This is a genomic window from Neorhizobium turbinariae, from assembly GCF_023223505.1.
Classification (GTDB): domain Bacteria; phylum Pseudomonadota; class Alphaproteobacteria; order Rhizobiales; family Rhizobiaceae; genus Neorhizobium; species Neorhizobium turbinariae.
This window is the reverse complement of record NZ_JALPRY010000008.1, coordinates 320949-344014: the sequence shown is the minus strand read 5'-3', so window position 1 is coordinate 344014 and position 23066 is coordinate 320949. Positions and strand designations below refer to the sequence as shown.

Below are 23066 nucleotides of genomic sequence, written 5' to 3'. Positions count from 1 at the left end.
CGGTGCGGGCATGCCCGCACCGACACCACTCCTTCCCTGATGCAATGACGGCGCAGGACTGCGCCGCGAACAGGATACTGTCCGATGTCCATGACCGCCGACGCCCATGCGCGTCGCCAGGATCGCAGGCCGTGGCAAAAGCGCCTTGCCGATGCCTCGGAGCCTTATTTGTACAGCGCGCCAGCGCTGATCCTCATCATCGTTGTTATGCTGGTGCCGCTCGTCGTTGGCATCTCTTACGCATTTCGCGATATCCAACTGCTCAATCCGTTCTCCGGCGGCTTCATCGGGCTTGAACATTTCGAAACCCTGTCGAAGGACAAGGCTTTTTACACCGCGCTGAAGAACACACTGTGGTGGACCGGCGCCTCCGTCTTCCTCCAGTTCGTATTCGGACTCATCCTGGCGCTTCTGCTCGACAAGCCGTTCATGGGCCGCGGCATCGTTCAGGCATTGGTGTTTCTGCCATGGGCCGTGCCGTCCTTTCTCGGTGGTCTCAACTGGGCCTGGCTGTTTAACCCAGTGATCGGGCCGCTCCCGCACTGGCTTTACGGTATTGGCCTGATGAGCCAGCCCGGCAACATCCTTTCCGATCCGCAATATGCGATGTGGGGACCGATTATCGCCAACGTCTGGTGGGGTATCCCGTTCTTCGCGATCACGCTTCTCGCTGCGCTCCAATCCATCCCGCGCGATCTTTATGAAGCGGCCTCGATCGATGGCGCGTCGTGGTTTCAGCGCTTCTGGTCGATCACGCTGCCGTTCCTCGCGCCGACCATCGCCATCACGGTGCTTCTTCGCACGGTCTGGGTCTCCAACTTTGCCGACCTCATCGTCGTCATGACGGGTGGCGGTCCGGCCGATCGAACCCAGATCGTTGCCAGCTATATCTTCACCCAGGCCTTCAAGGCGCTCGACTTTGGTTATGCCTCGGCGATCGCGCTGGTGCTGCTCGTGCTGCTGCTGGCCTATTCGATGCTGATCATCCTGCTGCGGCAGACTTTGCTGAACAAGGGGTGAGGGTCATGAAAACATCGCTTCTTCCGACCGTCGCGCATCGCCTGGCGCTGCTTGCCTACGTCATCTTCGCGCTCTTCCCGCTGTTCTGGTTGCTGAAAGTATCGGTCACGCCGAATTCCCTGCTTTATTCCGAGGGCGTGCGCATGTGGCCCTCGCAGACAACGTGGGAACACTACGCCTTCGTGCTGCAGCACAGCGCCTTCCCGACCTTCTTCAAGAACAGCCTGATCGTTTCCGGCTCCACCGCCGTCATCGTAACGATCTGCGCTTCCTTGTCCGGTTACGCCCTTTCGCGCTTCCATTTCCGCGCCAAGTATTGGATCGTGGCGCTGATGTTGCTGACGCAGATGTTCCCGCTGGTCATGCTGGTGGCGCCGATCTTCAAGATCCTCACGCCGTTAGGGCTGACGAACAGCCTGACCGGGCTGATCGTGGTCTACACCGCATTCAACGTGCCGTTTGCAACCTTCCTGATGCAGTCCTTCTTCGACGCAATTCCGAAGGATCTGGAGGAAGCCGCGATGATCGACGGCGCCACCAAGTTCATGGCTTTCCGCGAAATCATCCTGCCTTTGACGCTTCCCGGGATAGCCGCCACGCTTGGCTTTGTCTTCACCGCGGCATGGAGCGAGCTCCTGTTTGCGCTGATGCTGATCAACGGCAACAACGCTGCCACATTCCCGGTCGGCTTGCTGACCTTCGTCTCAAAATTCTCGGTGGACTTCGGGCAGATGATGGCCGCGGGCATTCTTGCGCTCATCCCGGCTGCTCTCTTCTTCCTGCTCATCCAGCGCTACCTCGTCCAGGGCCTGACGGCCGGCGCGGTCAAAGGGTAATCACATGGCATCGATCGATATCCAGAACGTCAAGAAGGCATACGGCCATGTGCAGGTGCTGCATGACATCGACCTGAAGATCAAGGACGGCGAGTTCGTCGTTCTCGTCGGCCCTTCCGGCTGCGGCAAGTCGACGTTGTTGCGCATGATTGCAGGCTTGGAGGGCGTCACCGCCGGCGAGATGCGCATCGATGGAAAGCGGGTGAATGAACTGCACCCGAAAGACCGCGACATCGCGATGGTGTTCCAGTCCTACGCGCTCTATCCGCACATGAACGTCGCCGGGAACATGAGCTACAGCCTTAAACTGCGTAAGGCGGCCAAGGAGAAGATTACCGCGGCGGTGGCCGGCGCGGCCTCCAAGCTCGGTCTCGAAGCGCTGCTCGATCGCCGACCACGCGCATTGTCCGGTGGTCAGCGGCAACGCGTTGCCATGGGACGTGCGATCGTGCGCCAGCCGAAAGCGTTTCTGTTCGACGAGCCATTGTCGAACCTCGACGCGCGCCTGCGCGAACAGATGCGCGCCGAGATCAAGAAGATGCACGGCGAACTCAAAGCCACCTCGATCTACGTGACCCATGACCAGATCGAAGCGATGACGCTGGCGGACCGGATTGTTGCCATGCATGGAGGGGTGGTGCAGCAAGTGGGCGCGCCGCTGGAACTCTACGATCGTCCGGCCAACATGTTCGTTGCCGGTTTCATCGGCTCCCCAGGAATGAACTTCCTGGAAGCGACCTACGCCGGCGGCAACGTTACCCTGGCGGACAAAACGGTCGTCACCCTGCCGGGCGCGCTCGCGTTAGAGGATGGGGCGAAGGTGACGGTTGGTATCCGTCCCGAGCACGTGGTACTCGCCGCAGAAGGGGAGGGCATGGCGGCTACCGTCGACCTCGTGGAGCCTACTGGCTTTGGAATTATCCTCCACCTCTCGCTGCATGGGCTGGCATTCAAAGTCTTCACAACGGATCGGGCCGCCTTGTCAGCCGGTCCGACGGTCCACGTCGCCTTCCCGTCAAAGCAGATCCACGTCTTCGACAGCAGCGGGGTTCGCGCGAATCCAGTCGCTCCACAGGCATGAACCGGTAATTGTTCTCAATGGCCAAAGTCGCCGGGATCGGCGGCCAAGGCGAGAGCATCGGCGACCTCTTCGCAACGGTCGGTGAGCGTACTCGTCGATACACGCAGATGATTGTACGGCTGCAGTGCAAACTTCGCCCCCGGCTGCACGGCAATCCCGCGTGCCGCAAGTGTCACGAGGGCGAACTGTTCTGACGCGACGGGAACCCAGGCGCAAAGCCCGCTGCCTTGCGGTACTTCCAGGCCACCCGCATGAAGGGCGTCTGTGAGACTGTCGCGGCGGCCTTTATATATCGCGCGCGCCTTTTCCAGCTGTTCGGCAACGTGCGGATCGCGCAGCATCCATGCTGCGGCACCCTGTAGGATGCGGCTTGTCCAGCCGGAACTGAAGCTTCGATAGGACTGGATCTGGTCGATGATCGCGCGCGTGCTAGACAAGACCGCCAGGCGCAGGTCCGGGCCCAAGGTCTTGGAATAGGACAGGATGTGGATGAGCCGATCCGGAAACTCGGTGCCGAGCGACCGTCGAGGTTCTGCGCAAATGGCGCCGACGCCGTCATCCTCGACGATCATGACATCGCTGTGCCGTAGCTCGTCCGCCAGTTCCTGGAAGCGTTCGGCGGAGACGGTCTGGCCGGTTACCGAATGCAGTCCGGGCTGGAAAAGAAATGCCACGGGCTTTTCCCGCAGGGCCTGCCGGAGAGCCTCCGGCTTGGGCCCGTGCTCATCGCATTGAACCGGCAGGATTTTCGCGCCGTGATCTTCCAGGATGTCGAGGAGACGCATGCCGGTCGGCTCCTCGATCGCCACGGCGGCGCCGGGCGGAACGAGCGCGTGGATGAGCGTATAGACCGCGTTGTATCCGCCGTTGGTGGCAAGGAATGCTTCCGCGTCGTATGGCCAGCTTTGCCGTACCTGCACCTCCAGTTCCGGCAGGATGCGGCTGCGCTCATAGCTGTTCAGGTCACTGACTGAAGCGCCATAGACGAGTGCCTGGTCAAGTCGCGGAAGCAGCATCTGATCTGGAACGGCCATCGTCAAATCAAGTACGCCTGCGCCATAGTTGCCGGAACTGGCGAGCCTTTCCGGCTTGGCGGTTAAGCTATCGCCGCTTACGCGTGTGCCGTTGCGTCCCCTCCCGGTGATGATCTTCTGCCGGCGCAGCTCGCTCCAAGCCTCCGAGATAGTCGCAGGGCTAACCCCCAGCATAAAAGCCAGATCGCGGATGGGTGGCAGCTTGGCGCCAACCGGCAACACACCGGCTCTGATTAAAGCCCTGGTTTCCGATGCAATTCCGCGAATGGAGCGGTCGCTTATTTTTTCGGCAAACCAACTCGACGTGAAGGCGTCGCTCATTTCATCACCAGCTTTAATGTTCAATAACGTAATAACATTTGATCAGGAAGAGTTGAACATTCTATCCTCCGGATAACAAGCCTGTTGTGAAGAGTGAATGATGAAATTGCGCCTGAAGATTGCACTGCGTGACTGGGACTACATGACGCCGCTCGTGCTGGGCGACATCACGTCGGACAAGCTCGAGGTGGAGGTGGATCGCGTTGGCACGCTGATCTCGCATCTCGGGACGGACCCCGACTACCAAGCGGCCGAAATGTCCTTCAGCCGCTACACGCAGATGCGTCATGATGGCGACAAGAGCGTTATCGGCATTCCCAATTTCATCATGCGCGGGTTTCGCCATCGCTGCATCATGACAATGGTCGACAGCGACATGACGACGCTGGGCCAGCTCAAGGGGAAACGCATCGGCGTTACCGGATGGCGCGATAGCGGCAACACCTGGACCCGCGCTGCCATTCGTCGCGAAGGTGTCGAGGTGAAGGACGCGAGGTGGTTTGCCGGTCGCCTCACTGACGCGCATCCCATCACCGATCGCCTCGATGGCTTTGGCCAGCCAGGACTGATCGAGGCTTGCCCCGGTGAGCGCCCGATGGTGGACCTCCTTCGTGAGGGGCAACTGGATGCCATCTTCACGCCGTTCATGCCGAACGGCTACTTTGAGCCCGGTTCCCCATTCCGGCAGGTTCTGGCAGACTTCCGCGGCGAGGAGCAGCGTTACTTCAATGATGTTGGCTATGTGCCGGGGATGCACCTCATCGGCATCAAGTCAGACATTGTCGCGGCTCATCCATGGGTGATCGCCGAGCTCAATCACCTGATCGATGAGTCACAGAAGATGTGGACAGAGAAGCGCCGCAAATATGCCGAGACCACGCCGTGGATGTTTGACGAGGTGCTGAAGACAGCCCGCGACCTGCCGAAGGGTTGGGATGCAAGCGGCTTCGCGGTGAACCGCAAGATGATCGATGATTTCGCCAGGGAACTCCATGTCCAGGGCATCATGAAGCGTCATATGACGCCGGAAGAGCTTTTTGCCTACGACACTGACGGAAGCCGGATCGGATAGATGTGAGTCCGCCCGGCGCTGAAGCCTAGAATTCAGTATAACAAAGGGAATGAAAATGTCGCACACGAAACTGAAAACCCTCGCAATGGTTGGCGCCGCTCTTGCTAGCGTCGTGCTCCCCATTAGTGCTGGCGCGCAGGAAGCCGCCAAGCTTGAAATGGTGAAGGAACTGCATGATCGCCTGCCGGAGGAGATCAAGGCAGCCGGAAAGATGACCTCCGTCAACAACGGCTCTTTCCCTCCTTATGAAATCGTGACGGGCACCGAGATGACCGGGGCCAGCGCGGACCTTACGGACGCGCTTGGGCAGGTCCTGGGTGTGAAGATCGACCATGCGACGGTTGGCGGTCTGCCAGCTCTGCTGGCGGGTGTGAACTCCAACCGCTACCAGTTTGCCTTTGGCCCGATCGGCGACTTCAAGAGCCGCGAAGAAGCCAACGATTTCGTCGATTGGGTTCAGGAATTCGTGGTTTTCGCCGTGCAGAAGGGTAACCCGAAGGGTATCACCTCGCTCGATACCGCTTGTGGCAACACCATCGCCGTCATGGCCGGCGGCTCTGCGGAGCGTGTCATCCAGGCCCAGGTGGAAAAATGCAAGGCAGATGGCAAGGATGCCATCGTCGTGCAGTCATACACCGACCAGCCTGCATCGATCCTTGCGGTACGTTCCAAGCGCGCAGATGCATTCTTCTCCTCGCAGGCCCCGCTCACCTACTTCGTCTCGCAGGCGAATGGGCAGCTGGAACTGACCGGCGTTGGCGAAAAGAACGGTTTTGACAACCTCTACCAGGGTGCCGTTGTCCCGAAGGGCTCGCCGCTCGGCCCCGTCCTTCTCGACGGCATCAAGATCCTGATGGAAAACGGCACCTATGCTGAGATCATGAAGAAGTGGGGTCTTGAGAACAACATGCTGGAGAGCCCGGGCATCAACCTCGGCGGGCAGCTGCCGAAATGAGCTCAAACGCCACACCACGCGTAGCCCCTTCGGGGGCTACGGAGTTCCGCGACGTAGCGACGGCGCATGCGCCGTTCCCGTTTGGACGCCTCGCACTCTGGCTGATCGTGGCGATTGTAGTTGTCGATTTCAGCTGGATCGTTGCCAAGAATGAGAATTTCGGCTGGCCGGTTGTCGCTCAATATTTCTTTGACCCGATCGTGCTGAGCGGCCTCTACGTCAGCCTTGGCCTGACCGTCGTCGCAATGATCCTGGGTGTGGCGCTTGGCCTCGTCATTGCCATCATGCGCATGTCGAACGACAGGCTGGCAAGTGGCTTTGCGTCTCTGTTCATCTGGTTCTTCCGCGGCACGCCGCTGCTTGTCCAGTTGATCTTCTGGTACAATATGTCGACGCTGTTTCCGCAGCTGTCGATCGCAATCCCGTTCGGCCCCACGCTGGCGAGCTGGGATACCAATTCCGTTATCACACCGATGACCGCAGCCATCGTCGGCCTCGCGCTCAACGAAGCGGCGTACATGGCCGAGATTATCCGTGGCGGACTGCTTTCGGTCGAGCGCGGCCAGGCTGAAACGGCCGAGGCCTTCGGCATGACCAAGGGCCGCGCGCTGCGCCGGATCATCATTCCGCAGGCAATGCGATCCATCGTGCCGCCGACAGGCAATCAGCTCATCAGCATGATCAAGGCAACTTCGCTCGTCAGCGTCATCGCCATGGCCGACCTGCTTTACTCCGTGCAGTCGATCTACAACCGGACGTTCGAGATCATCCCGATGCTGATGGTCGCCGTCATCTGGTACCTGCTCATCACGTCGGTCCTGAACGTCGGGCAGAGCTATATCGAGGCCTATTACGGTCGCAGCGACCGCCGCAATGCCGGTGTTGCCAAGACCGCTGCCACTACCGAGGAGGCGAGCCATTGACCGGCGCTGTCAATCAAAGTTCGGCGGGCACCAAGGCGCTTGTGCAGGCACGCAACGTCCACAAGTCCTTCGACCAGCTTGAGGTGCTGAAGGGCATCGACCTCGATGTCGCTCCGGGTGAGGTGGTGGTCATCCTGGGCCCGTCGGGTTCGGGTAAATCGACCTTCCTGCGCTGCATCAACCACCTCGAAGCGATCCAGAAGGGCTTCATCGAAGTGGACGGCGAGCAGATCGGCTACCGGGTGAAGAATGACAAGCTGCAGAAGCTGACGCCGAACGGTATCGCCCGCCAGCGCCGGAAGATCGGTATGGTGTTCCAGCAGTTCAATCTCTACCCGCACATGACCGTGCTGCAGAACATTATCGAAGCGCCGGTCGGGGTGCATGGCGAAAGCCGCAGGGACGCGATCGAGAACGCCCGCCAACTGCTCAAGCGCGTTGGCCTTTCCGAGAAGGAAAACAGCTACCCGCGCCAGCTTTCCGGCGGCCAGCAGCAACGTGTCGCTATCGCCCGGGCGCTGGCAATCAAGCCGAAGTTGATGCTGTTTGATGAACCGACCTCTGCGCTGGATCCGGAGCTCGTCGGCGAAGTGCTGGCAACGATGAAGGATCTGGCCAAGCAGGGCCTGACGATGATCGTCGTCACCCACGAGATCGGTTTCGCAAAGGAGGCGGCCGACCGTGTCGTGTTCATGGACGGTGGGGTCGTTGTTGAACAGGGACGCCCGGAAGACGTGATCGGAAACCCGCAGCATCCCCGCACCCAGGCCTTCCTGGCGCGCTTCCTGTAGTTCCGCGGAGCCGCCACGGCTGCATGGCCGTGGCTTCATGCATTTGGATCAAGTCTGGATAATCTATGCCTGCTCAAGACAATCTCTACGCCCGCGTCTCCGATTTCGACACGATGGAGGCAGAGCTGAAGGCCACGCGCCAGCATCTGCACAGCCATCCGGAACTCTCCTTCGAGGAAGTTGAAACGGCGCGTTTCGTGGCAGACAGGCTTGAGAGCTGGGGATACCAGGTCAGCCGTAATGTTGGTGGCCACGGGGTGGTCGCGACGCTGAAGAACGGCACCGGCACCAAGAGCATCGGCATCCGCGCCGACATGGATGCGCTGCCCATCATGGAAGAGACGGGCGCGGCCTATGCGAGCATCTTCGCGGGCAAGATGCACGCCTGCGGCCACGACGGCCATACGACCATGCTCTTAGGCGCGGCGGAATACCTCGCGCGCACGCGGCGGTTCAACGGCACCGTGACCTTGATCTTTCAGCCGGCCGAGGAGGCCGGAAATGAGAGCGGCGCGCAGAAGATGATCGCCGACGGTCTGTTCGAGCGCTTCCCGATCGATGCCATCTTCGGCTTGCACAATCATCCGGGAATGCCGGCGGGCGCCATCCTAACGCGTCCGGGCGCCATCATGGCGGGCGGCAACACGGTTCGTATCACCATCACCGGCAAGGGTGGCCACGCTTCTCGGCCGCACCTGACGGTGGACCCCGTCCTCGTTGCCTGCAATCTCGTCATGACGCTGCAGTCGATCGTCTCCCGCAATGTCGACCCTACCCAAACGGCGGTCGTGACGGTCAGCACGATCCATGCCGGCGAAGCCTCGAACGTCATCCCGAACACCGCGAAGATCTCGATGAGCGTTCGCTACTTCGATCCAGCTGTCGCTACGCTTCTGGAGGAACGCATCCGCAAGCTGACGCACAGTGTTGCCGAGGGTCATGGCGCGACCGCAGAAATCGAGTACGAGTACGGTTACCCAGTCGTGATGAACTCAGAGACTGAGACCGCCTTTGCACGTCAGGTGGCCGAAGAGCTTGTGGGCTCGGACAACGTCTCGACTTGCCCACCCTTGCCGGGCAGCGAAGACTTTGCCTATTTCCTCCACCACCGTCCCGGCAGCTTCCTCCGTCTCGGCAACGGTACGGACTCCGCCATTCTTCATTCCTCGAAGTACGACTTCAACGACGACAGCCTAACCACGGGTGCAGCGATGTGGGCGAGGTTGGCGGAGCGTTATCTGGACGAAGCTTAAGGCGCTCGCCCAGACAGCCAAACCCTAAGGGTTCAGGTCCCGCAAAGGGTCAGCCACGCGACACCGCCGAAGCAGAACGGTGTCGCGAAGAGTGCCCCGGCCCAGACATAGGTGGCGAGTTCGCTGAAAAAGCTGGAGGTTGTTTCCGCCTGCTGTGGTTGCTGCCGGCGCAGTCGTCGGCTTTTCAGGAACAGCAGCAACATCGCCGCCGACGCGACAGCAATGCAAAGGCTGAGCACGGCACGCAGAATGTACGGGTCGGACATGCGCATTGCATTGTCGCCGCCTACGAGATGACACCCTGTTGCCTGTGCGGCGTAGAACAGGATGAAGATCAGGCTCCACAGGGCAAAGCTGGCGATGAGTGCGATGAGCGGCGGGACAGTCATGGTGCTGATCCGTTGGCAAGGCTCGCAAGAAGGGCAGGAAACACGAGTGACGCGCCGCCGATTATCGTCGAATATTCCTGCCAGAGATTCGAGATGCGCAGATCAAGGTTCCGCCGCGCAGAGACATAGCCGTTGCGGATGCGCCATAGGCCATAGCTACCCAAGACCGCGCTTAGGCCACAATGAAGCCCGGCATAAACGAAGACAATGAAGACGGTGGCCGCCACTGCGTGCTGGCTGGGGTCCGGAACGCTGGTCAGCGAAAGCCAGACAAACCCAACCGTGCTGGCTGCCTGGGCAAGCGCGCAAATCAGCAGGTGGCCCGAAGCATGTTGTCCTGCCGGAATTGCCCTATGAGAGCACAGCGCGGACACCATCAACAAAACGGCGATGACCACGCAAGGCGCAATGGCAATCTCGACAGTGACGGCGGGTGGCCAGTTTGGTGCCGAAACCCAGAGAAAAAGCCCACCGAAGAGTAGCGAGATGTAGCTTGTCGCATCTGCCACGATCGCAAGCGTCATGGCCCACCAGGACGGAGGTCGTTCGGCTTCGAGATGCGGCGGAACTTCCACGTGGTTGCCGATTGGCAGGCTATTTAGGTCACGTTTTTCACCGGTGTCGGGTGTCCAGCACAGGAAGAGAAGAACAACGGCGATGAACGCAAGTGGCGTCAGCCAGTAGAGCTTCAGCAACAGCGAGCCGAACACGCCGCCAGTTGCAACCGCGGTCAGAAGCGGAAGGTAGCTTTGGCGGGGGAAACGAACCACATGCTCCGGTTCGCCCGAGACGATATTAACCGCGAGGAGTTCCATGCGGTCATCGCGAAGAAATCCAAGATATCCTTCGCCCGCAGCAAGTTGCGCGCCCAGCGTATTTGGCTCGAGCTGGTCTGCGCGCCGGTCGACGGATGGCAGGGAAGCGAAGTTGTAGGACGCTGGAGGTGTCGGCATCGCCCATTCCAGTGTTCCAGCTTTCCACGGGTTGCGATGGTATCGCCGCCCGAACCGGAAGAGCAGGATGAAATCCAGCGCCAGCAAGGCAAAACCCATCGCCATCACGAAACTTCCCATGGAGGAGATGAAGTTCAGCGTCTCCCATCCCGACTCACTCGGATATTCGAAGACTCGCCGCGGCATGCCGCGCAGCCCAGTCAGGTGCATCATGAAGAAGGTCACGTTGAAGCCGATGAAGATCATCCAGAACGCGGCTTGCGACAGGTGCTGGACCGGCTGTCGCCCGGTGATGTGAGGCAGCCAATAGTATGCGGCAGCCATCATCGGGAATACGAAGCCGCCGACCAGGACATAGTGGAGATGCGCGATGACGAAATGGGTGTCGTGGGCCTGCCAGTCGAATGGGACCATGGCCAGCATCACCCCCGTCAGGCCACCAATGACGAAGACGAAGAAGAAGCCGAAGATGTGCAGCATCGGGATGCTGAACCGCGGCCTTCCATGGCTGATGGTCGCGAGCCAGGCGAAGATCTGGATTGCGGTCGGTACTGCCACCAGCGCGCTTGCCGCTGAAAAGAACGACAGCGCCACATGCGGAATGCCGGTCGTGTACATGTGGTGGACCCAGAGCCCGAACGAGAGGAAGGCCATGGAAACAAGCGCGGCAACGATGATGCGGTAGCCCGCCAACGGTGTGCCGGCAAAGACCGGCAGGATTGTGGAAATCGCCCCGGCCGCGGGCAGGAAGATGATGTAGACTTCCGGATGGCCGAACAGCCAGAAAAGATGTTGCCACAAAAGCGGATCGCCGCCGCGTGTTGGATTAAAAAAGGGAAGGTCGAAGGCGCGCTCGAGTTCGAGCAGAATGGAGCCGAGGATGAGCGGCGGGAAACCGACCAGCATCATCGTCGCGACCACCAGCATGTACCACGCGAAGATCGGCATCCTGTCCAGGGACATGCCGGCGGCTCTCAGCTTCAGGATCGTCACGATGATCTCGATCGAGGCGGACAGAGCGGAAATTTCAACGAAGGTGATGCCGAGCAGCCAAACGTCGGAGTTGATGCCGGGTGCATAGGTCGAGGATGAAAGCGGCGTGTACATGAACCAGCCGCTATCGGGCGCGACGCCGCCGACCAATGCGGCGATGAGGATGGACCCGCCAAAAAGGTAACACCAGTAACCATAGGCAGACATGCGGGGGAAGGCGAGGTCACGGGTTCCGAGAAGCTTTGGCAGCAGGTAGATCGTCAGCCCCTCGAAGAAAGGTATGGCGAACAGGAACATCATGATGGAACCGTGCATGGTGAAGACCTGGGCGTACTGGTCCGCATCCATGAACACGCTTTCCGACGAGGCAAGTTGCACCCGGATCAGCATCGCCAGCAGACCGCCGACCGCGAAGAAGATCAGCGCCGTCAGCATGAAGCGCTTGCCGACGACATTGTGGTTGATCGTTGCCAGCCTGCGCCAACCCGGTTCGGTGCCCCACACCGCCTCAAGAGCGTGGTGGAGCGCCACCGGAGACAGCTTTTGCTCGTGACACTCGGTCATTTCCACTCCTCGCTTTCAGACACCGCTGCAGAAGCAGCATCTTCGAAGGCCTCCACCTCGAACCGCATGCCGGCATGCCCCGTGCCGCAGTACTCCGAGCAGACCCCGCCGTATCGTCCGGGGTGATCTGCGCGAAGCCTCAGGTAGTTCACGTGTCCCGGTACGGCATCTATCTTGCCGCCCAAACGGGGGATCCAGAAGCTGTGGATGACATCGCCGCTTGTGACGGCAATCTCGACCGTGCGCGCTGCCGGAATATGCAGCACGTCCTGCGTCGGCGCTTTCCCCGGTGCGTCTGGATAGGAGAACTGCCACGACCACATCGTGCCATGCGCCTCAACACGATAGATATCATCGGGCGGCGGACCTGCTCCGCGAAGCAGATACTCGCCCTGCCAGAAGGCAAAGAAGGTGAGGAGGACCAGCAGGGGTAGCGGAAGCGCGATCCCGCCATAGATGATCCACTGACCCTGTGTCACGCGCCGGCCAAAATGGGGGACGAAGACGGTTGCCAGGAACAGCCCGACGACCAGCAGGAACAGGACGGCTGCGACCGCAAGCATCACCCACCATAAGGTGGCGATGGAAGCGGCCGAAGGACCAGCAGGGTCCAGAGCCGAAAGGTCGCCGCTGCAGCCGGCAACTATAGCGAGGCTGCCCATGCCGGTGAATTTCGGGAACAAGCGACCCGGCACCGGTATTGTTCGCGAAAGAGGAGCGACGCAATGGAAGAGACGAGCGACAGCGCCAATCCGGTGATCTCCAAGATCGAGGAGAAGGACGCCAGTTCCGCGGTGGCAGTCGCCGGTCATCCCCTTCATGCCATGACCGTGCATTTTCCGATCGCGCTCGTCTTCGTCACACTGGGCGTTGACGTCTTCTACTGGTGGTCTGCCGACCCATTCTGGTTGCGGGCAGGTGTATGGTCTTCCGGCGGCGCCTTCTTTCTGGGGCTGGCGGCCGGCGCGGTGGGCACAGTCGAATTGCTGGCCGTTGCGGGCATCCGTGAAAGGGTGGCAAGCTGGGCTCATGCCATTGCTGCCGTCACCTTGATCGCGATTTGCGGCCTCAACTGGGGAATGAGGGTCACGGATGCCGCCGATGTCTTGCCCCACGGCCTGCTCGTGTCGGCGATGGCCGCGGTTATCACCGGGATGGCGGGGTGGCATGGGGGCAAGCTGATCTTCGATCATGGCATCGGCCTCATGGTATCGTCCAGGGACTGAGGCCCTGGACGAGGCGCCGCAGGCCGCCCGGCTCCATGAGCGCGGCGGGGATGGCGATGTCGATCGGCGGCTTTGCCAGAACAACCAGCAGAATGACGAGGATGACGGCGCAGGTGATGATGGTCGCTACGATGAAGCGCCAGACGGGATAGATCTCGCCCTCCCGGAACAGGCGGATGATGATGAGGCCTGTGAGGACGTGGAGGATGACCAGGAGCCCCACGAAAAACAGCTTGATGGAGAACCAGCCGGCGAAGGTTTCTCTTCCGAAGATCAGCAGTGTGCCGCTGATGACCGCAAGGAAGGCTGCCGGAGAGATGATGGAGACATATGCGAACCGCACCATCATCTGCAGGCGATACAGGGACTCCTTATCCTGGACGTGCGCGCGCTGGACGTAAAGGCCCGGAAGGCTCACGATACCACCCGCCCAGATGGCAATGGCCGCGATATGTATGACCTTCAGCGCCAGGATCACGCCGGGTTCCCGCTCATGCTATTCGGGAATGCCCCAGTGTCTGTTGCGTTCGAACCGTCTCGCGCCGCGCGTGTTGTGAGCAAACCTGAATATGGCATCGGCTGTCGGTTCCCCCTGTTGCGAATGTCCATCTAGGGCGGAGCGCTGTCGGAGCCAGTATTCGGGTGCACAACAAGCTGTGAGTGATCGATTGCACCCGTTCTGGGAGCTGCAGAGGAGTCGCCAAGGATGTCCTCGAGCAGCGCGGCGGTTAGGGAGCCGAATAGAGTGGTGCCCCTGCCAAGGAGTTGAACCTGGATCTGCTACAAACGAGGTAGCTGCTCTGGCGTTGAGCTACGAGGGGCGTATGCGCATCATGCCAAATTCAGATTAACAAGGTCTTGCTAAAATATATCGGGCAGAATTTGGTTCTCACGAAGTCATGGCGAGTGAGGCTGGCCCGAAAGGACCAAAGGCGGCGTGGTCGGCCACGCCGCCCTCTCAGCCGATCCGGCAAATATGCCTTAGGCGGCGAGACGGTGCTGAGGCCGTACCTGCTGCTCCGTCTGGAACTGCGCTGCCACGTTGTTGAGCATCTGTGCCTGAGTTGCAAGTTGGCTTGCCGCGGCCGCGGTTTCTTCAACCATGGCAGCGTTCTGCTGCGTGCCGCGGTCGATGGTGCCGACGGCCATTTTGATTTCACGCACGGCCGTTGCCTGTTCATGGGTCGACGAGACGATCGCGCTCACGTGACGGCTGATTTCCTGCACGTCACCGGCAATTTTCTGGAGAACATCGCCGGTCTTGGCGACGAGTGCCACGCCGTTCTTCACCTGTCCGCTCGACGCGCTGATGAGCGCCTTGATTTCCTTGGCCGCCAAGGCGGAACGTTGCGCAAGCTCACGGACTTCCTGTGCCACGACCGCAAAGCCCTTGCCGGCGTCCCCGGCGCGAGCGGCCTCGACGCCGGCGTTCAGCGCCAGGAGGTTCGTTTGGAAGGCGATCTCGTCGATCACGCTGATGATGTTGTTGATCTCGTCCGAGGACCTTTCAATGTCTTCCATCGCCGAGACGGCATCATGCACCACTTCGCCGGAGAGTTCGGCGCTCTGGCGGGTGTTGTCGACGATCCGGCCGGCTTCCTCGGCGCGGCTCGCGGACTGTTCTACGGCCGTCGTGATCTGCTCCAAGGCGGCGGCGGTTTCCTCAACCGAGGTCGCCTGCTGCTCCGTTCGCTTGGCAAGATCATTCGTCGCGGAGCTGATCTCTTCGCTGACGGCGGTGAGGGCCGCGGCGTTCTGGCTGACTTCGCCCATGACGGACGCAAGCTGGTTGATCATGGCGTTGAAGTTGCCGCGCAGGCTTTCGTATTCGTCGCCGAACCGCTCGTTCAGCTGGCAGCGAAGGTCGCCGCGCGAGAGGGCGCTAAGTGAGGTGGCAAGCGCTGCAAAGACGCGCTCCTGCTCCTGCCGCTTGGCCGCGTCCCGCTTCATGGTTTCTTCGGTACGTTTGCGATAGGCCACGAGTTCGGCAATGTCCTGCCAGAACGACACCATCACCGGCTTGCCTTCAATCATCGTGAGCATCATCGTCACCAGGACCTGCAATGGCTTGCCATCCAGTGTCTGGTGAACCCATTCGAAGCGATGCGAACCGTCCCGCTCGACGGCTGCAAACACCTCGGCCGCAGCATCGGCAGAGCGCCGGCCATCTGGCTGGAATTCCGGCGAAAGCTTGCCCGGTTCAACACCGATGATCTTGTCCTTCGGCAGGCCAAGCATCTTTTCCATCGAGCGGTTGCAGTTGATGATCCGGCCGTTCTCGATGACGAAATAGGCATCCGGCGAACTTTCGAACAGGTACTCGCAGACCTGGCTGTGCATGGTCGGTTTTGGCTTGAAAAACATGTCGTGCATCCCCATTAGCTGGGGCTTTTTTAGTCAAGGATGCTTAACGGATCGTGACGGTGAGGCGAGCGGGCGGTCCATCGCCGGATTACAATGGATCAGCTCGGCAGCTCCGATCAGAGGTCGATCGCCACGTGCCCTTAGATGAAGAAGACGCCGTTCCTTCACGCTCGACGCGGTCGCCGAAGAACGGCAGATCATTTCGCCGCCGCGTGGCGGAGCCTGGAAGGCCATGAGTTTTGATTTGCCTGTCTTGGCTGACCGACATGGGTGCGAGCGAACAATTGGCCGAGCCGGTAATGGTGTTGACGCTACTTGATGAATGCGCGCGTCTTTTTTCATCTCGGTGCGCGCAGACTTGACGTGAACCCTGAGACGAAATGACGGTCACCGGCATATCGCAGGCGTGCTGCGCCTGCGGGACAGCGAAAAGGCGCGGGCGGCGATGATCGAGCACAGCGAGCACACCCGCCAGGGCGTGCTCAAGGCGCTTCTTCCGAGCGGTATCAGCAATGTAAGCGTCTGGCGGTCACAACCAAGAAACTACCGATCAATTTTCCGATCGGGAGCCTCCGGATGATCGTTGGTGGACTAGACGGCCTGCTTCAGACGCACGGCTTCCGGATCATAAACCCGACCAAAGCGGCTGTTGAGGAAGTCGCCCAGCGCGATCTCTTCCTGGCGCACGAATCCCTTCTGCGGAAGCCTGCCTTCCGCGAGGAGATCAAGAACCGTAGTGATGCCGGCTGCCGTGGTGATCTGGATCGCGCTCATCTTCTTGCCGGCAACGACGCCTGCATAGACCTTGCTCGCATAGGTTTCCTGCAGGTAGCGACCATCCTTCCAGCCGCAGACGGTGACGAAGATGACGACGACGTCCTGCATGGTGGCCGGAAGCGCATTCTCGAAGAGGTCCTTCAGGACATCACGGCGGTTCTTGAGGTTGAGGTCGTTGAGAAGCGCCTTGATAATTGCCTGATGACCCGGATAGCGGATCGTGCGGTAGTTCATGGTGCGCACGCGACCTTCGAGCGACTTTGCAAGCGTGCCGAGGCCACCAGACGTGTTGAAGGCCTCGTAGGTGACGCCATCAAGTGAGAATTCCTCGCGCTCTTCCATCGCCGGAACCGTCACGAGCTTGCCTTCAACCACAGCTTCGCAAGGCTCGATATATTCATTGATGAGCCCGTCGGTGCTCCAGGTCAGGTTGTAGTTTAGCGCATTTGACGGATATTGCGGTAACGCGCCAACGCGCATGCGCACGCTGTCGAGCGTGTCGAACCGGCCCGCCAGTTCATTGGCAACGATCGAGATGAAGCCGGGCGCGAGACCGCACTGGGGGATGAAGGCCACTTCGGCACCGGTGGCGAGTTTTTCCACCTTTTTTGTCGTCGCGACGTCTTCGGTGAGGTCGAGGTAGTGGACGTACGCTTCCAGCGCGGCTTCGGCAACCTTTCCTGTCAGGTTGAAGGGCGCGGCCGAGAGGACGGCGAACTTGCCCTTGAGGATGCTGACGAGCGCGGCGCCGTCGGTGATATCAACTGCGGCGGTAGAGATCGCGGGATGGCGGTCAATCTTGGCAAGCTGCTGCTCGTCCCGATCGGTGACGACGACCTTGTAGTCTCCCGTCTCCGCTAGCATCAGCGCGATCGCTCCACCGATCTTGCCGGCTCCGATAACCACAACGTCCTTCATGCAATTCCCCATTTCTCAGCGCGAGCACATTCCCCATATAAGGGACCACGGGTTGGCTGTTTCATAGCTGCGGACTGAGCAGGATGCGGTATATATATCGGCATTCTGACGAGCGCTTTTGACAGGATGCAGGATCTATGCAGCTAACGGACAAGGACCGCGAACTTCTGGCGTTACTCGGTGAGAACGCCCGCCGGCCGGTTGCTTCGCTGGCGAAAAAGCTCTCGCTGTCGCGAACGACGGTACAGGCGCGGCTGGAGCGCCTTGAGAGGGCAGGGGTGATTACCGGCTATGGGGTGAGGCTGTCAGACGAGTACCGTTCAAGCCTCGTGCGTGCTCATATCCTCATCACCATCGCACCGAAGGCGCTCGCGCAGGTGACAGCGTCGCTGGAGAAGGTGAAGGCCGTCACGGCGCTTCACTCGGTGAGCGGCACGTTTGACCTGATCGCCATCATTGCCGCTCCCTCCATCTCCGAGCTCGATTCGCTCATCGATGAGATCGGGGCAATTGCCGGCGTGGAGCGAACGCTGTCATCGATCATCCTTTCGACGCGAATCTCCCGATAAAGAGAGAACCTACTGAGATCGTCGCACGGGCTTGGAGTCTAAGCCTGACCTAGCGCTTCTTCGCGTAGTCGCTGATGTCACGCGACAGGGCCATCAGCCACGTTGAGCTGTTCCGACCAAGCCGGTGGCGATCCCTTGATCGCTTGCCTCATTCGTTGGATCAGGTTTCGTTCCGCCGCGCGAGCGTGCTTCTCGACGATGTCTTGGGTTGCCTTCACGTCGTGCCGCGCAACCGCTTCCATGATTGCTCTGTGCTCCTGAATCATGGCGACGCGTCGCGCCGGGCTCACCGGATACCGACGGGCAAGTCCCCGAACGGCTTCGCTGTGGCGTTGGCGAATTGCCAGCGCCTCCTGATTGAAGTGGCGGTCATACATGATCCCATGGAAGGCATCATCCAGCCGATCCAACTCGATCTGGTCTGACGGTCGCTCTTCAATGCGTACTTGAACCTGCTCCATCGCCGCCAGGTCTTCCTCTGTCGCCTGTTCCACGAAGAGGCTGACGAGATAAGGCTCAATCAGGGCACGAATATCGAAGATGTTGCGGACGAACGTCTCATCCAAGGTCCTGACGCGCGCGCCGCGATTGCGGTGAATAATGACAAATCCTTCGCCGCTCAGCTGGTGCAGCGCCTCGCGGATGGGGTTTGTACTGACCTCATAGCGGCGGGCGAGATCATGGGTCTTCAACCATGATCCCTCGGAAAGGACACCGTTGATGATGTCCTCGCGTATCCGCTCATGCAGCGGCTGGAACGAAACCTCTGGTAGAGCCTGACGAGCGGCACCGGCAGGTTCGACATTCCCATTCAACATCAAGGTTCGCCTCTTCAGAATATTTCACTCATTTAGCCCAGCTGGAATCATACATCAACGCCCATTGACTTTGTACAATTGCTGAATTTTGATAGGTGACGGAGAAGGGAAAAGTGGAGGAGGACTACCGATGTTCATGCTAAAATCACGCATTCTCGGGGCGCTGGCCCTTGGCGCTGCCGCAGTGTTCGGCGCGGCTGCCGCGTCAGCGGCGGAAATCAAGTTTGCTTTCGAAATGTTCGAGGGTGACAACCCGGAGTACAACGCTGCGAAGGCGTTCAAGGACTACGTCGAGAACAAGAGCAATGGCGAACTGACAGTGCGCCTGTTTCCGGGCAACCAGATGGGCTCCGTAAGAGACACTACGGAAATGGTCCAGTCCGGAACGCTTGAAATGACGCTACCGTCGGACGGCGCCTTTGCGGGATTCTACAAGCCAATCCAGGCTTGGTCTCTGCCTTATCTGTTCCGTTCCGCGCCCGTTGCATGGGAAGTCATGAACGGCGAGTTTGGCGAATGGATGCTGAAGGACATCGAGGAAAAGACGGGTATCAAGGCGCTCGCGTTCTCTCAGAACGGCTTCCGGTCCTTCGTCAACAATGTTCGACCGATCAAGACTCCCGCAGACATGCAGGGCATGAAGATCCGGACCATGGAAAGCCCGGTCTACATGGAAATGGTGAAGGCGCTTGGTGCCAACCCGACGCCTATCGCTGGTTCCGAAGCCGTGATGGCGTTGCAGCAGGGCGTTGTTGATGGCCTCGAGAACCCTCCGCCGGTGCTTTATGCTGGCGGTGCGGCTGATGTCGCAAAGCATCTGACGTTAAACGAGCATGTCCTCGGCCTTCATATCATCGTGGCCAACAAGGCCTGGTTCGAAGGACTTAGCCCTGCGCATCAGGCGATCGTCCGGGAAGGCGCGCGCGTAATGGCAACAGTCGAAAACGTCGAGAAGACGAAGGGCGACTGGATCTATGCCAAGATGATCGCCGATGAGAAGGGCGTTCAGGTTCATACGTCCACGCCGGAAGAAAAGCAGGCATTCAAGGATGCCGTGTACCAGCCTGTGCGGAAATACATCGCCGAGCAGGTGGGCGAGGACCTGCTTTCCAAGGTGGAGACCTCAGTCGCTGAGGCTGAAAAGAAGCTCTACGGTCAGGCGAACTGACGACCGTCAGGGTGTGCCGCCATCATGACGGCACACCATTTATTCTTGTTGGATCCCTGAACATGAAGATCTCCGACATTTCCCGTGGCCTCGCCCGAGGTTGTGAAATCATCGCGGCGGCCATCCTGCTTGTGGTGTGTCTTATCAATTTCACGCAGGTCGGTGGACGGTACCTCCTGGGAACGTCGCTGAGCTGGGGCGAAGAGACCATGCGGTACATCATGATGTGGCTGATGATGCTGGGCAGTGTGACTGCGGTCTACCGCCTTGAGCATATGGCAGTCGAAGGTCTCCAGGACATCGTGTCGCCGAAGTTCCGGCACGCCGTTCGCGGCGCGCTCTACGCTGTTGGTGGCGTTCTGTTCGTCCTGCTCGCTTACTATGGCTGGTCGGCTGCAATGCGGAATGCCGCCCAGAATGCTGCGGCGTCAGGCATGCCCATGATCGTTCCTTATATGGCGATCCCGGTTGGCTCCGTGCTGATCCTTGTCCAGATCGTGCTGTGCTGGATCTCGGGATTCGGCATCGAAGAGGCCGAGTGACGCCGCGAGTTTAATCCCCTCCGAGGACCGAAAATGCTTTGGGTTGCAATCCTTTCGATGGTGCTGTTGCTGGGCGGTGTCCCGATTGCAATGGCGTTGGGCCTTGGGGGCACGCTCGGGGTCTGGCTGGCTGGCATCCCTCTGCAGGTCATCATCACACGCTTCTTCGCGGGGGTAGACAGCTTCGTCTTCCTCGCTATGCCGTTCTATATTCTGGCTGCGGAGATCATGAACCGCAGCGGGATCACGACCCGGCTTATCTATCTTTCTTCCATCTTTACCGGTCGCCTGCCGGGAGGCACCGCGTATACCAACGTCGGCACCTCGGTCTTGTTTGCTGGAGTGTCGGGCTCGGCCGTCGCTGATGCCAGTGCGCTTGGCCGCTTCTTCATGACGGTCATGCCGAAGGAGGGATATACGAAGCCGTATTCCGCAGCCGTTACCGCCGCGTCCTCGATCATCGGGCCGATCATCCCGCCGTCTGGCCTGGCGATCATCATGGCTGCGGTGACCGGCCTCTCAGTGGTTGATCTTTTCGTGGCGGGCGTAATACCGGGTGTGCTCTTTGGCGTAGCGTGTGCGGTGGTCATCCTCATCAAGTCGGTACGAAGCGGACTTCCGAAGTCAATCGTGACGGTCAAGCGCGAGGATCTTCCAAGGCTGTTGATCGAGGGCACGGCGGTCATGCTGCTGCCGTTCATCATCGTCGGGGGGATGGTAACCGGAGCGTTCACCGCCACCGAGGGGGGAGGGATCGCGGTCTTCGTTGCCGCCCTGCTCGGCCTCTTCCTGTTCCGGTCTATCACTCTACGCGATCTCTGGGATGCTCTTGTCATATCAGCGCGCGGCAGCGCCACGATCTATCTTCTGGTCGCCGCAGCATCGATCCTCTCCTATGCACTCAACCTTCTGGGGATCGGGGGTGTGGTGAAGGCGATCGCTCCCTATTTCCAGAGCAGCCCAATGCTGTTCCTGCTCGGCGTCATGCTTTTGATGCTGTTTCTCGGTATGTTCCTAGATATCGGCGCGGCATTGTTGATCTTCGTGCCGCTGGTTATGCCGACCATTATTCAGCTTGGCATCGACCCGATCCAAGCTTCGATGGTAATCATCCTGTCGCTTGCCATGGGGCTCATCACGCCTCCCGTTGGCGTCGTGCTCTTCATCCTGATGAAGATCGGGAACATCCGCATGACCCCGCTGATGCGGGAACTGATGCCGTTCATCCTCGCAGAGATCGGCGTCATCCTGCTCCTTATACTTTTCCCGTCATTGTCGACCTGGCTGCCGAACTTGCTGCGCTGACGCCTTTTCATACTCTCGGATGAACGAATGAAAATCACTGCAATCAAACCGTACATCGCTCGCGTGGGCGCGAGAAACCAGCTTGTCGTCAAGGTGGAGACAGACAGCGGCATCCATGGCTGGGGCGAGTCAGGCCTTTCCTATCGTGAGAAGGCTGTGGCCGGTGCGCTGGATCATTACGCGCAGTTCTTGCTGGGCAGGGATCCGATGCGTTGTGGCGCCCTGTGGCAGGAAATGTACCGCAGCCAGTATTTTGAGGGCGGGCGGGTTCTTGCCGCGGCCATAGCCGCGCTCGACATTGCCTTCCACGATATCAAGGGCAAAGCGCTTGGTGTTCCGGTTTATCAACTGCTTGGCGGCAAGCAGCGTGACCTTGTGCCGGCTTTCGCCACGACTTCGGCGGAGCCCGGCGAGCAGATGATCCAGCAGACGGTGATGCTGAAAGAAGCGGGTTGGAACTGCGTTCGATTCATCGCTACGGGGCAGGAGAACCTTGACCACTTCGAACCTCGCGACTCGATCGCAACCACGGCGGAATGGGTGACCAAGGCGCGTGCAGAAGTCGGTCATGCCATGACACTGGGCGTTGAATACCACCATCGCCTCAGCGTCGCTGAAGCGGCCTCTTTCTGCCAGAAAATGCCCAAGGGGACGATCGACTTCCTCGAGGAGGGGATTCGAGACGAGACGCCCACGGCCTACGAGGCGCTCCGCCGGATGACTGATGTCCCCTTTGCAATCGGCGAAGAGTTTTCGTCCAAGTGGCAGTTCCTGCCTTACGTGGAACGTGACATCATGCAGTTCTGCCGGATCGACATCTGCAACGTCGGTGGTTTCACCGAAGCGATGAAGGTCGCTGGCTGGTGCGAGGCGCATTACATCGACCTGATGCCGCACAATCCGCTGGGACCGATCTGTACCGCCGCCTCGGTCCATCTTGGCGCCGCGGTCACAAACTTCGGCTGGCTCGAATGCCGGCAGAGTCCTGCAGAACAACATTGGGGCTTTGACAACCGGACACTGTTCCCGAAACAGATCGAGGTGGATGGCGCTTTCTATGTCGTTCCCGATGCGCCGGGATTGGGTATCGAAGTCGATGAGGCAGAGCTTCAGAAGATGCCATTTGAATATTCAGAGCCGCCACATCTTCGCCGGACGGATGGATCATTCACAAACTGGTAGCCGCATCTGCGG

The 23066-nt window shown here is 59.8% G+C and carries 22 protein-coding genes and 1 tRNA gene; 14 read left to right on the top strand and 9 right to left on the bottom strand.

Annotated features, from left to right (window positions below):
* The first annotated feature begins 84 nt into the window (after nt 1-84).
* The 3 genes from M0654_RS08205 to M0654_RS08195 are packed head-to-tail and all read left to right on the top strand — an operon-like array spanning nt 85 to nt 2937.
* Nucleotides 85-1020, top strand: a complete 936-nt coding sequence (locus M0654_RS08205; protein ID WP_248682647.1) for a carbohydrate ABC transporter permease — start codon at nt 85-87, stop codon at nt 1018-1020.
* A 5-nt stretch (nt 1021-1025) separates the two neighbouring features.
* The gene (locus M0654_RS08200) at nt 1026-1856 is read left to right on the top strand and encodes a carbohydrate ABC transporter permease (RefSeq protein ID WP_248682646.1); all 831 of its coding nucleotides are present in this window, start codon (nt 1026-1028) and stop codon (nt 1854-1856) included.
* Between the two features lie 4 nt (nt 1857-1860).
* Nucleotides 1861-2937 (top strand): ABC transporter ATP-binding protein, encoded by a 1077-nt coding sequence (locus M0654_RS08195; RefSeq protein ID WP_248682645.1) that lies wholly within the window; start codon nt 1861-1863, stop codon nt 2935-2937.
* A 14-nt stretch (nt 2938-2951) separates the two neighbouring features.
* Here the strand turns inward: M0654_RS08195 and M0654_RS08190 are convergent, their stop codons facing one another.
* Nucleotides 2952-4292: an aminotransferase-like domain-containing protein gene (locus M0654_RS08190; protein ID WP_248682644.1), complete on the bottom strand. Its 1341-nt coding sequence runs from the start codon at nt 4290-4292 to the stop codon at nt 2952-2954.
* Nucleotides 4293-4392: 100 nt separating this feature from the next.
* Here M0654_RS08190 and M0654_RS08185 point away from each other — a divergent pair, with 100 nt between their 5' ends.
* The 5 genes from M0654_RS08185 to M0654_RS08165 all read left to right on the top strand — a co-directional run bounded on the left by M0654_RS08185 (nt 4393) and on the right by M0654_RS08165 (nt 9286).
* Nucleotides 4393-5364, top strand: coding sequence for a nitrate ABC transporter substrate-binding protein (locus M0654_RS08185; protein ID WP_248682643.1), 972 nt, complete (start codon nt 4393-4395; stop codon nt 5362-5364).
* Nucleotides 5365-5419: 55 nt separating this feature from the next.
* Nucleotides 5420-6319, top strand: coding sequence for an ABC transporter substrate-binding protein (locus M0654_RS08180; protein ID WP_248682642.1), 900 nt, complete (start codon nt 5420-5422; stop codon nt 6317-6319).
* Nucleotides 6316-7242 carry an amino acid ABC transporter permease gene (locus tag M0654_RS08175; RefSeq protein ID WP_248682641.1) on the top strand — a complete coding sequence of 309 codons (927 nt, stop codon included), beginning with the start codon at nt 6316-6318 and terminating at the stop codon, nt 7240-7242. Before M0654_RS08180 ends, M0654_RS08175 begins: the two co-directional genes overlap by 4 nt.
* Entirely contained in the window at nt 7239-8033 is a 795-nt protein-coding gene (locus tag M0654_RS08170) for an amino acid ABC transporter ATP-binding protein (protein ID WP_282571568.1), read from the top strand. The genes M0654_RS08175 and M0654_RS08170 overlap by 4 nt, the downstream gene beginning before the upstream one ends.
* Before the next feature lie 65 nt (nt 8034-8098).
* The gene (locus M0654_RS08165) at nt 8099-9286 is read left to right on the top strand and encodes a M20 aminoacylase family protein (protein ID WP_248682640.1); all 1188 of its coding nucleotides are present in this window, start codon (nt 8099-8101) and stop codon (nt 9284-9286) included.
* A gap of 32 nt (nt 9287-9318) precedes the next feature.
* On the opposite strand, the gene M0654_RS08160 is transcribed toward M0654_RS08165, so the two are convergent.
* The 3 genes from M0654_RS08160 to coxB are packed head-to-tail and all read right to left on the bottom strand — an operon-like array spanning nt 9319 to nt 12868.
* Nucleotides 9319-9675, bottom strand: coding sequence for a hypothetical protein (locus M0654_RS08160; RefSeq protein WP_248682639.1), 357 nt, complete (start codon nt 9673-9675; stop codon nt 9319-9321).
* Nucleotides 9672-12185: a cytochrome c oxidase subunit I gene (gene ctaD, locus M0654_RS08155; protein ID WP_248682638.1), complete on the bottom strand. Its 2514-nt coding sequence runs from the start codon at nt 12183-12185 to the stop codon at nt 9672-9674. The genes M0654_RS08160 and ctaD overlap by 4 nt, the downstream gene beginning before the upstream one ends.
* Nucleotides 12182-12868, bottom strand: coding sequence for a cytochrome c oxidase subunit II (coxB, locus tag M0654_RS08150; protein WP_248682637.1), 687 nt, complete (start codon nt 12866-12868; stop codon nt 12182-12184). Before coxB ends, ctaD begins: the two co-directional genes overlap by 4 nt.
* Nucleotides 12869-12910: 42 nt before the next feature.
* Between coxB and M0654_RS08145 the strand changes: the two genes are divergently transcribed.
* Nucleotides 12911-13411: a DUF2231 domain-containing protein gene (locus tag M0654_RS08145; protein ID WP_248682636.1), complete on the top strand. Its 501-nt coding sequence runs from the start codon at nt 12911-12913 to the stop codon at nt 13409-13411.
* Here the strand turns inward: M0654_RS08145 and M0654_RS08140 are convergent.
* The 4 genes from M0654_RS08140 to M0654_RS08120 all read right to left on the bottom strand — a co-directional run bounded on the left by M0654_RS08140 (nt 13389) and on the right by M0654_RS08120 (nt 17470).
* On the bottom strand, nt 13389-13889 hold the full coding sequence (locus M0654_RS08140) for a CopD family protein (protein WP_248682635.1): 501 nt from the start codon (nt 13887-13889) through the stop codon (nt 13389-13391). The genes M0654_RS08145 and M0654_RS08140 overlap by 23 nt on opposite strands.
* Nucleotides 13890-14157: 268 nt before the next feature.
* A tRNA-Thr gene (locus tag M0654_RS08135) sits at nt 14158-14233 on the bottom strand.
* A 159-nt stretch (nt 14234-14392) separates the two neighbouring features.
* Entirely contained in the window at nt 14393-15775 is a 1383-nt protein-coding gene (locus tag M0654_RS23030; RefSeq protein WP_313791074.1) for a methyl-accepting chemotaxis protein, read from the bottom strand.
* Nucleotides 15776-16366: 591 nt separating this feature from the next.
* Entirely contained in the window at nt 16367-17470 is a 1104-nt protein-coding gene (locus M0654_RS08120; RefSeq protein ID WP_248682634.1) for a saccharopine dehydrogenase family protein, read from the bottom strand.
* A 137-nt stretch (nt 17471-17607) separates the two neighbouring features.
* On the opposite strand from M0654_RS08120, the gene M0654_RS08115 reads away from it, so the two are divergent.
* Complete coding sequence (locus M0654_RS08115) at nt 17608-18039, top strand: Lrp/AsnC family transcriptional regulator (protein ID WP_248682633.1); 432 nt, start codon at nt 17608-17610, stop codon at nt 18037-18039.
* A 77-nt stretch (nt 18040-18116) separates the two neighbouring features.
* On the opposite strand, the gene M0654_RS08110 is transcribed toward M0654_RS08115, so the two are convergent.
* Entirely contained in the window at nt 18117-18857 is a 741-nt protein-coding gene (locus tag M0654_RS08110; protein WP_248682632.1) for a GntR family transcriptional regulator, read from the bottom strand.
* Between the two features lie 130 nt (nt 18858-18987).
* Here M0654_RS08110 and M0654_RS08105 point away from each other — a divergent pair, with 130 nt between their 5' ends.
* From M0654_RS08105 to M0654_RS08090, 4 genes are all read left to right on the top strand, one after another.
* Nucleotides 18988-20025 (top strand): TRAP transporter substrate-binding protein, encoded by a 1038-nt coding sequence (locus M0654_RS08105; RefSeq protein ID WP_248682631.1) that lies wholly within the window; start codon nt 18988-18990, stop codon nt 20023-20025.
* 62 nt (nt 20026-20087) lie between these two features.
* Nucleotides 20088-20567: a TRAP transporter small permease gene (locus tag M0654_RS08100; protein WP_118851825.1), complete on the top strand. Its 480-nt coding sequence runs from the start codon at nt 20088-20090 to the stop codon at nt 20565-20567.
* A gap of 33 nt (nt 20568-20600) precedes the next feature.
* A complete protein-coding gene (locus M0654_RS08095; RefSeq protein ID WP_248682630.1) occupies nt 20601-21872 on the top strand; it encodes a TRAP transporter large permease in 1272 nt (423 codons plus the stop codon).
* Between the two features lie 27 nt (nt 21873-21899).
* A complete protein-coding gene (locus M0654_RS08090; protein ID WP_248682629.1) occupies nt 21900-23054 on the top strand; it encodes a mandelate racemase/muconate lactonizing enzyme family protein in 1155 nt (384 codons plus the stop codon).
* The last annotated feature ends 12 nt before the right edge of the window (nt 23055-23066 follow it).

Excerpts from the sequence above, each read along its gene's own strand:
- M0654_RS08205 (WP_248682647.1), top strand. The coding sequence starts at position 85 with ATGTCCATGACCGCCGACGCCCATGCGCGTCGCCAGGATCGCAGGCCG.
- M0654_RS08200 (WP_248682646.1), top strand. The coding sequence starts at position 1,026 with ATGAAAACATCGCTTCTTCCGACCGTCGCGCATCGCCTGGCGCTGCTT.
- M0654_RS08195 (WP_248682645.1), top strand. The coding sequence starts at position 1,861 with ATGGCATCGATCGATATCCAGAACGTCAAGAAGGCATACGGCCATGTG.
- M0654_RS08190 (WP_248682644.1), bottom strand. The coding sequence starts at position 4,292 with ATGAGCGACGCCTTCACGTCGAGTTGGTTTGCCGAAAAAATAAGCGAC.
- M0654_RS08185 (WP_248682643.1), top strand. The coding sequence starts at position 4,393 with ATGAAATTGCGCCTGAAGATTGCACTGCGTGACTGGGACTACATGACG.
- M0654_RS08180 (WP_248682642.1), top strand. The coding sequence starts at position 5,420 with ATGTCGCACACGAAACTGAAAACCCTCGCAATGGTTGGCGCCGCTCTT.
- M0654_RS08175 (WP_248682641.1), top strand. The coding sequence starts at position 6,316 with ATGAGCTCAAACGCCACACCACGCGTAGCCCCTTCGGGGGCTACGGAG.
- M0654_RS08165 (WP_248682640.1), top strand. The coding sequence starts at position 8,099 with ATGCCTGCTCAAGACAATCTCTACGCCCGCGTCTCCGATTTCGACACG.
- M0654_RS08160 (WP_248682639.1), bottom strand. The coding sequence starts at position 9,675 with ATGACTGTCCCGCCGCTCATCGCACTCATCGCCAGCTTTGCCCTGTGG.
- ctaD (WP_248682638.1), bottom strand. The coding sequence starts at position 12,185 with ATGACCGAGTGTCACGAGCAAAAGCTGTCTCCGGTGGCGCTCCACCAC.
- M0654_RS08145 (WP_248682636.1), top strand. The coding sequence starts at position 12,911 with ATGGAAGAGACGAGCGACAGCGCCAATCCGGTGATCTCCAAGATCGAG.
- M0654_RS23030 (WP_313791074.1), bottom strand. The coding sequence starts at position 15,775 with ATGTTTTTCAAGCCAAAACCGACCATGCACAGCCAGGTCTGCGAGTAC.
- M0654_RS08120 (WP_248682634.1), bottom strand. The coding sequence starts at position 17,470 with ATGAAGGACGTTGTGGTTATCGGAGCCGGCAAGATCGGTGGAGCGATC.
- M0654_RS08115 (WP_248682633.1), top strand. The coding sequence starts at position 17,608 with ATGCAGCTAACGGACAAGGACCGCGAACTTCTGGCGTTACTCGGTGAG.
- M0654_RS08110 (WP_248682632.1), bottom strand. The coding sequence starts at position 18,857 with ATGTTGAATGGGAATGTCGAACCTGCCGGTGCCGCTCGTCAGGCTCTA.
- M0654_RS08105 (WP_248682631.1), top strand. The coding sequence starts at position 18,988 with ATGTTCATGCTAAAATCACGCATTCTCGGGGCGCTGGCCCTTGGCGCT.
- M0654_RS08100 (WP_118851825.1), top strand. The coding sequence starts at position 20,088 with ATGAAGATCTCCGACATTTCCCGTGGCCTCGCCCGAGGTTGTGAAATC.
- M0654_RS08095 (WP_248682630.1), top strand. The coding sequence starts at position 20,601 with ATGCTTTGGGTTGCAATCCTTTCGATGGTGCTGTTGCTGGGCGGTGTC.
- M0654_RS08090 (WP_248682629.1), top strand. The coding sequence starts at position 21,900 with ATGAAAATCACTGCAATCAAACCGTACATCGCTCGCGTGGGCGCGAGA.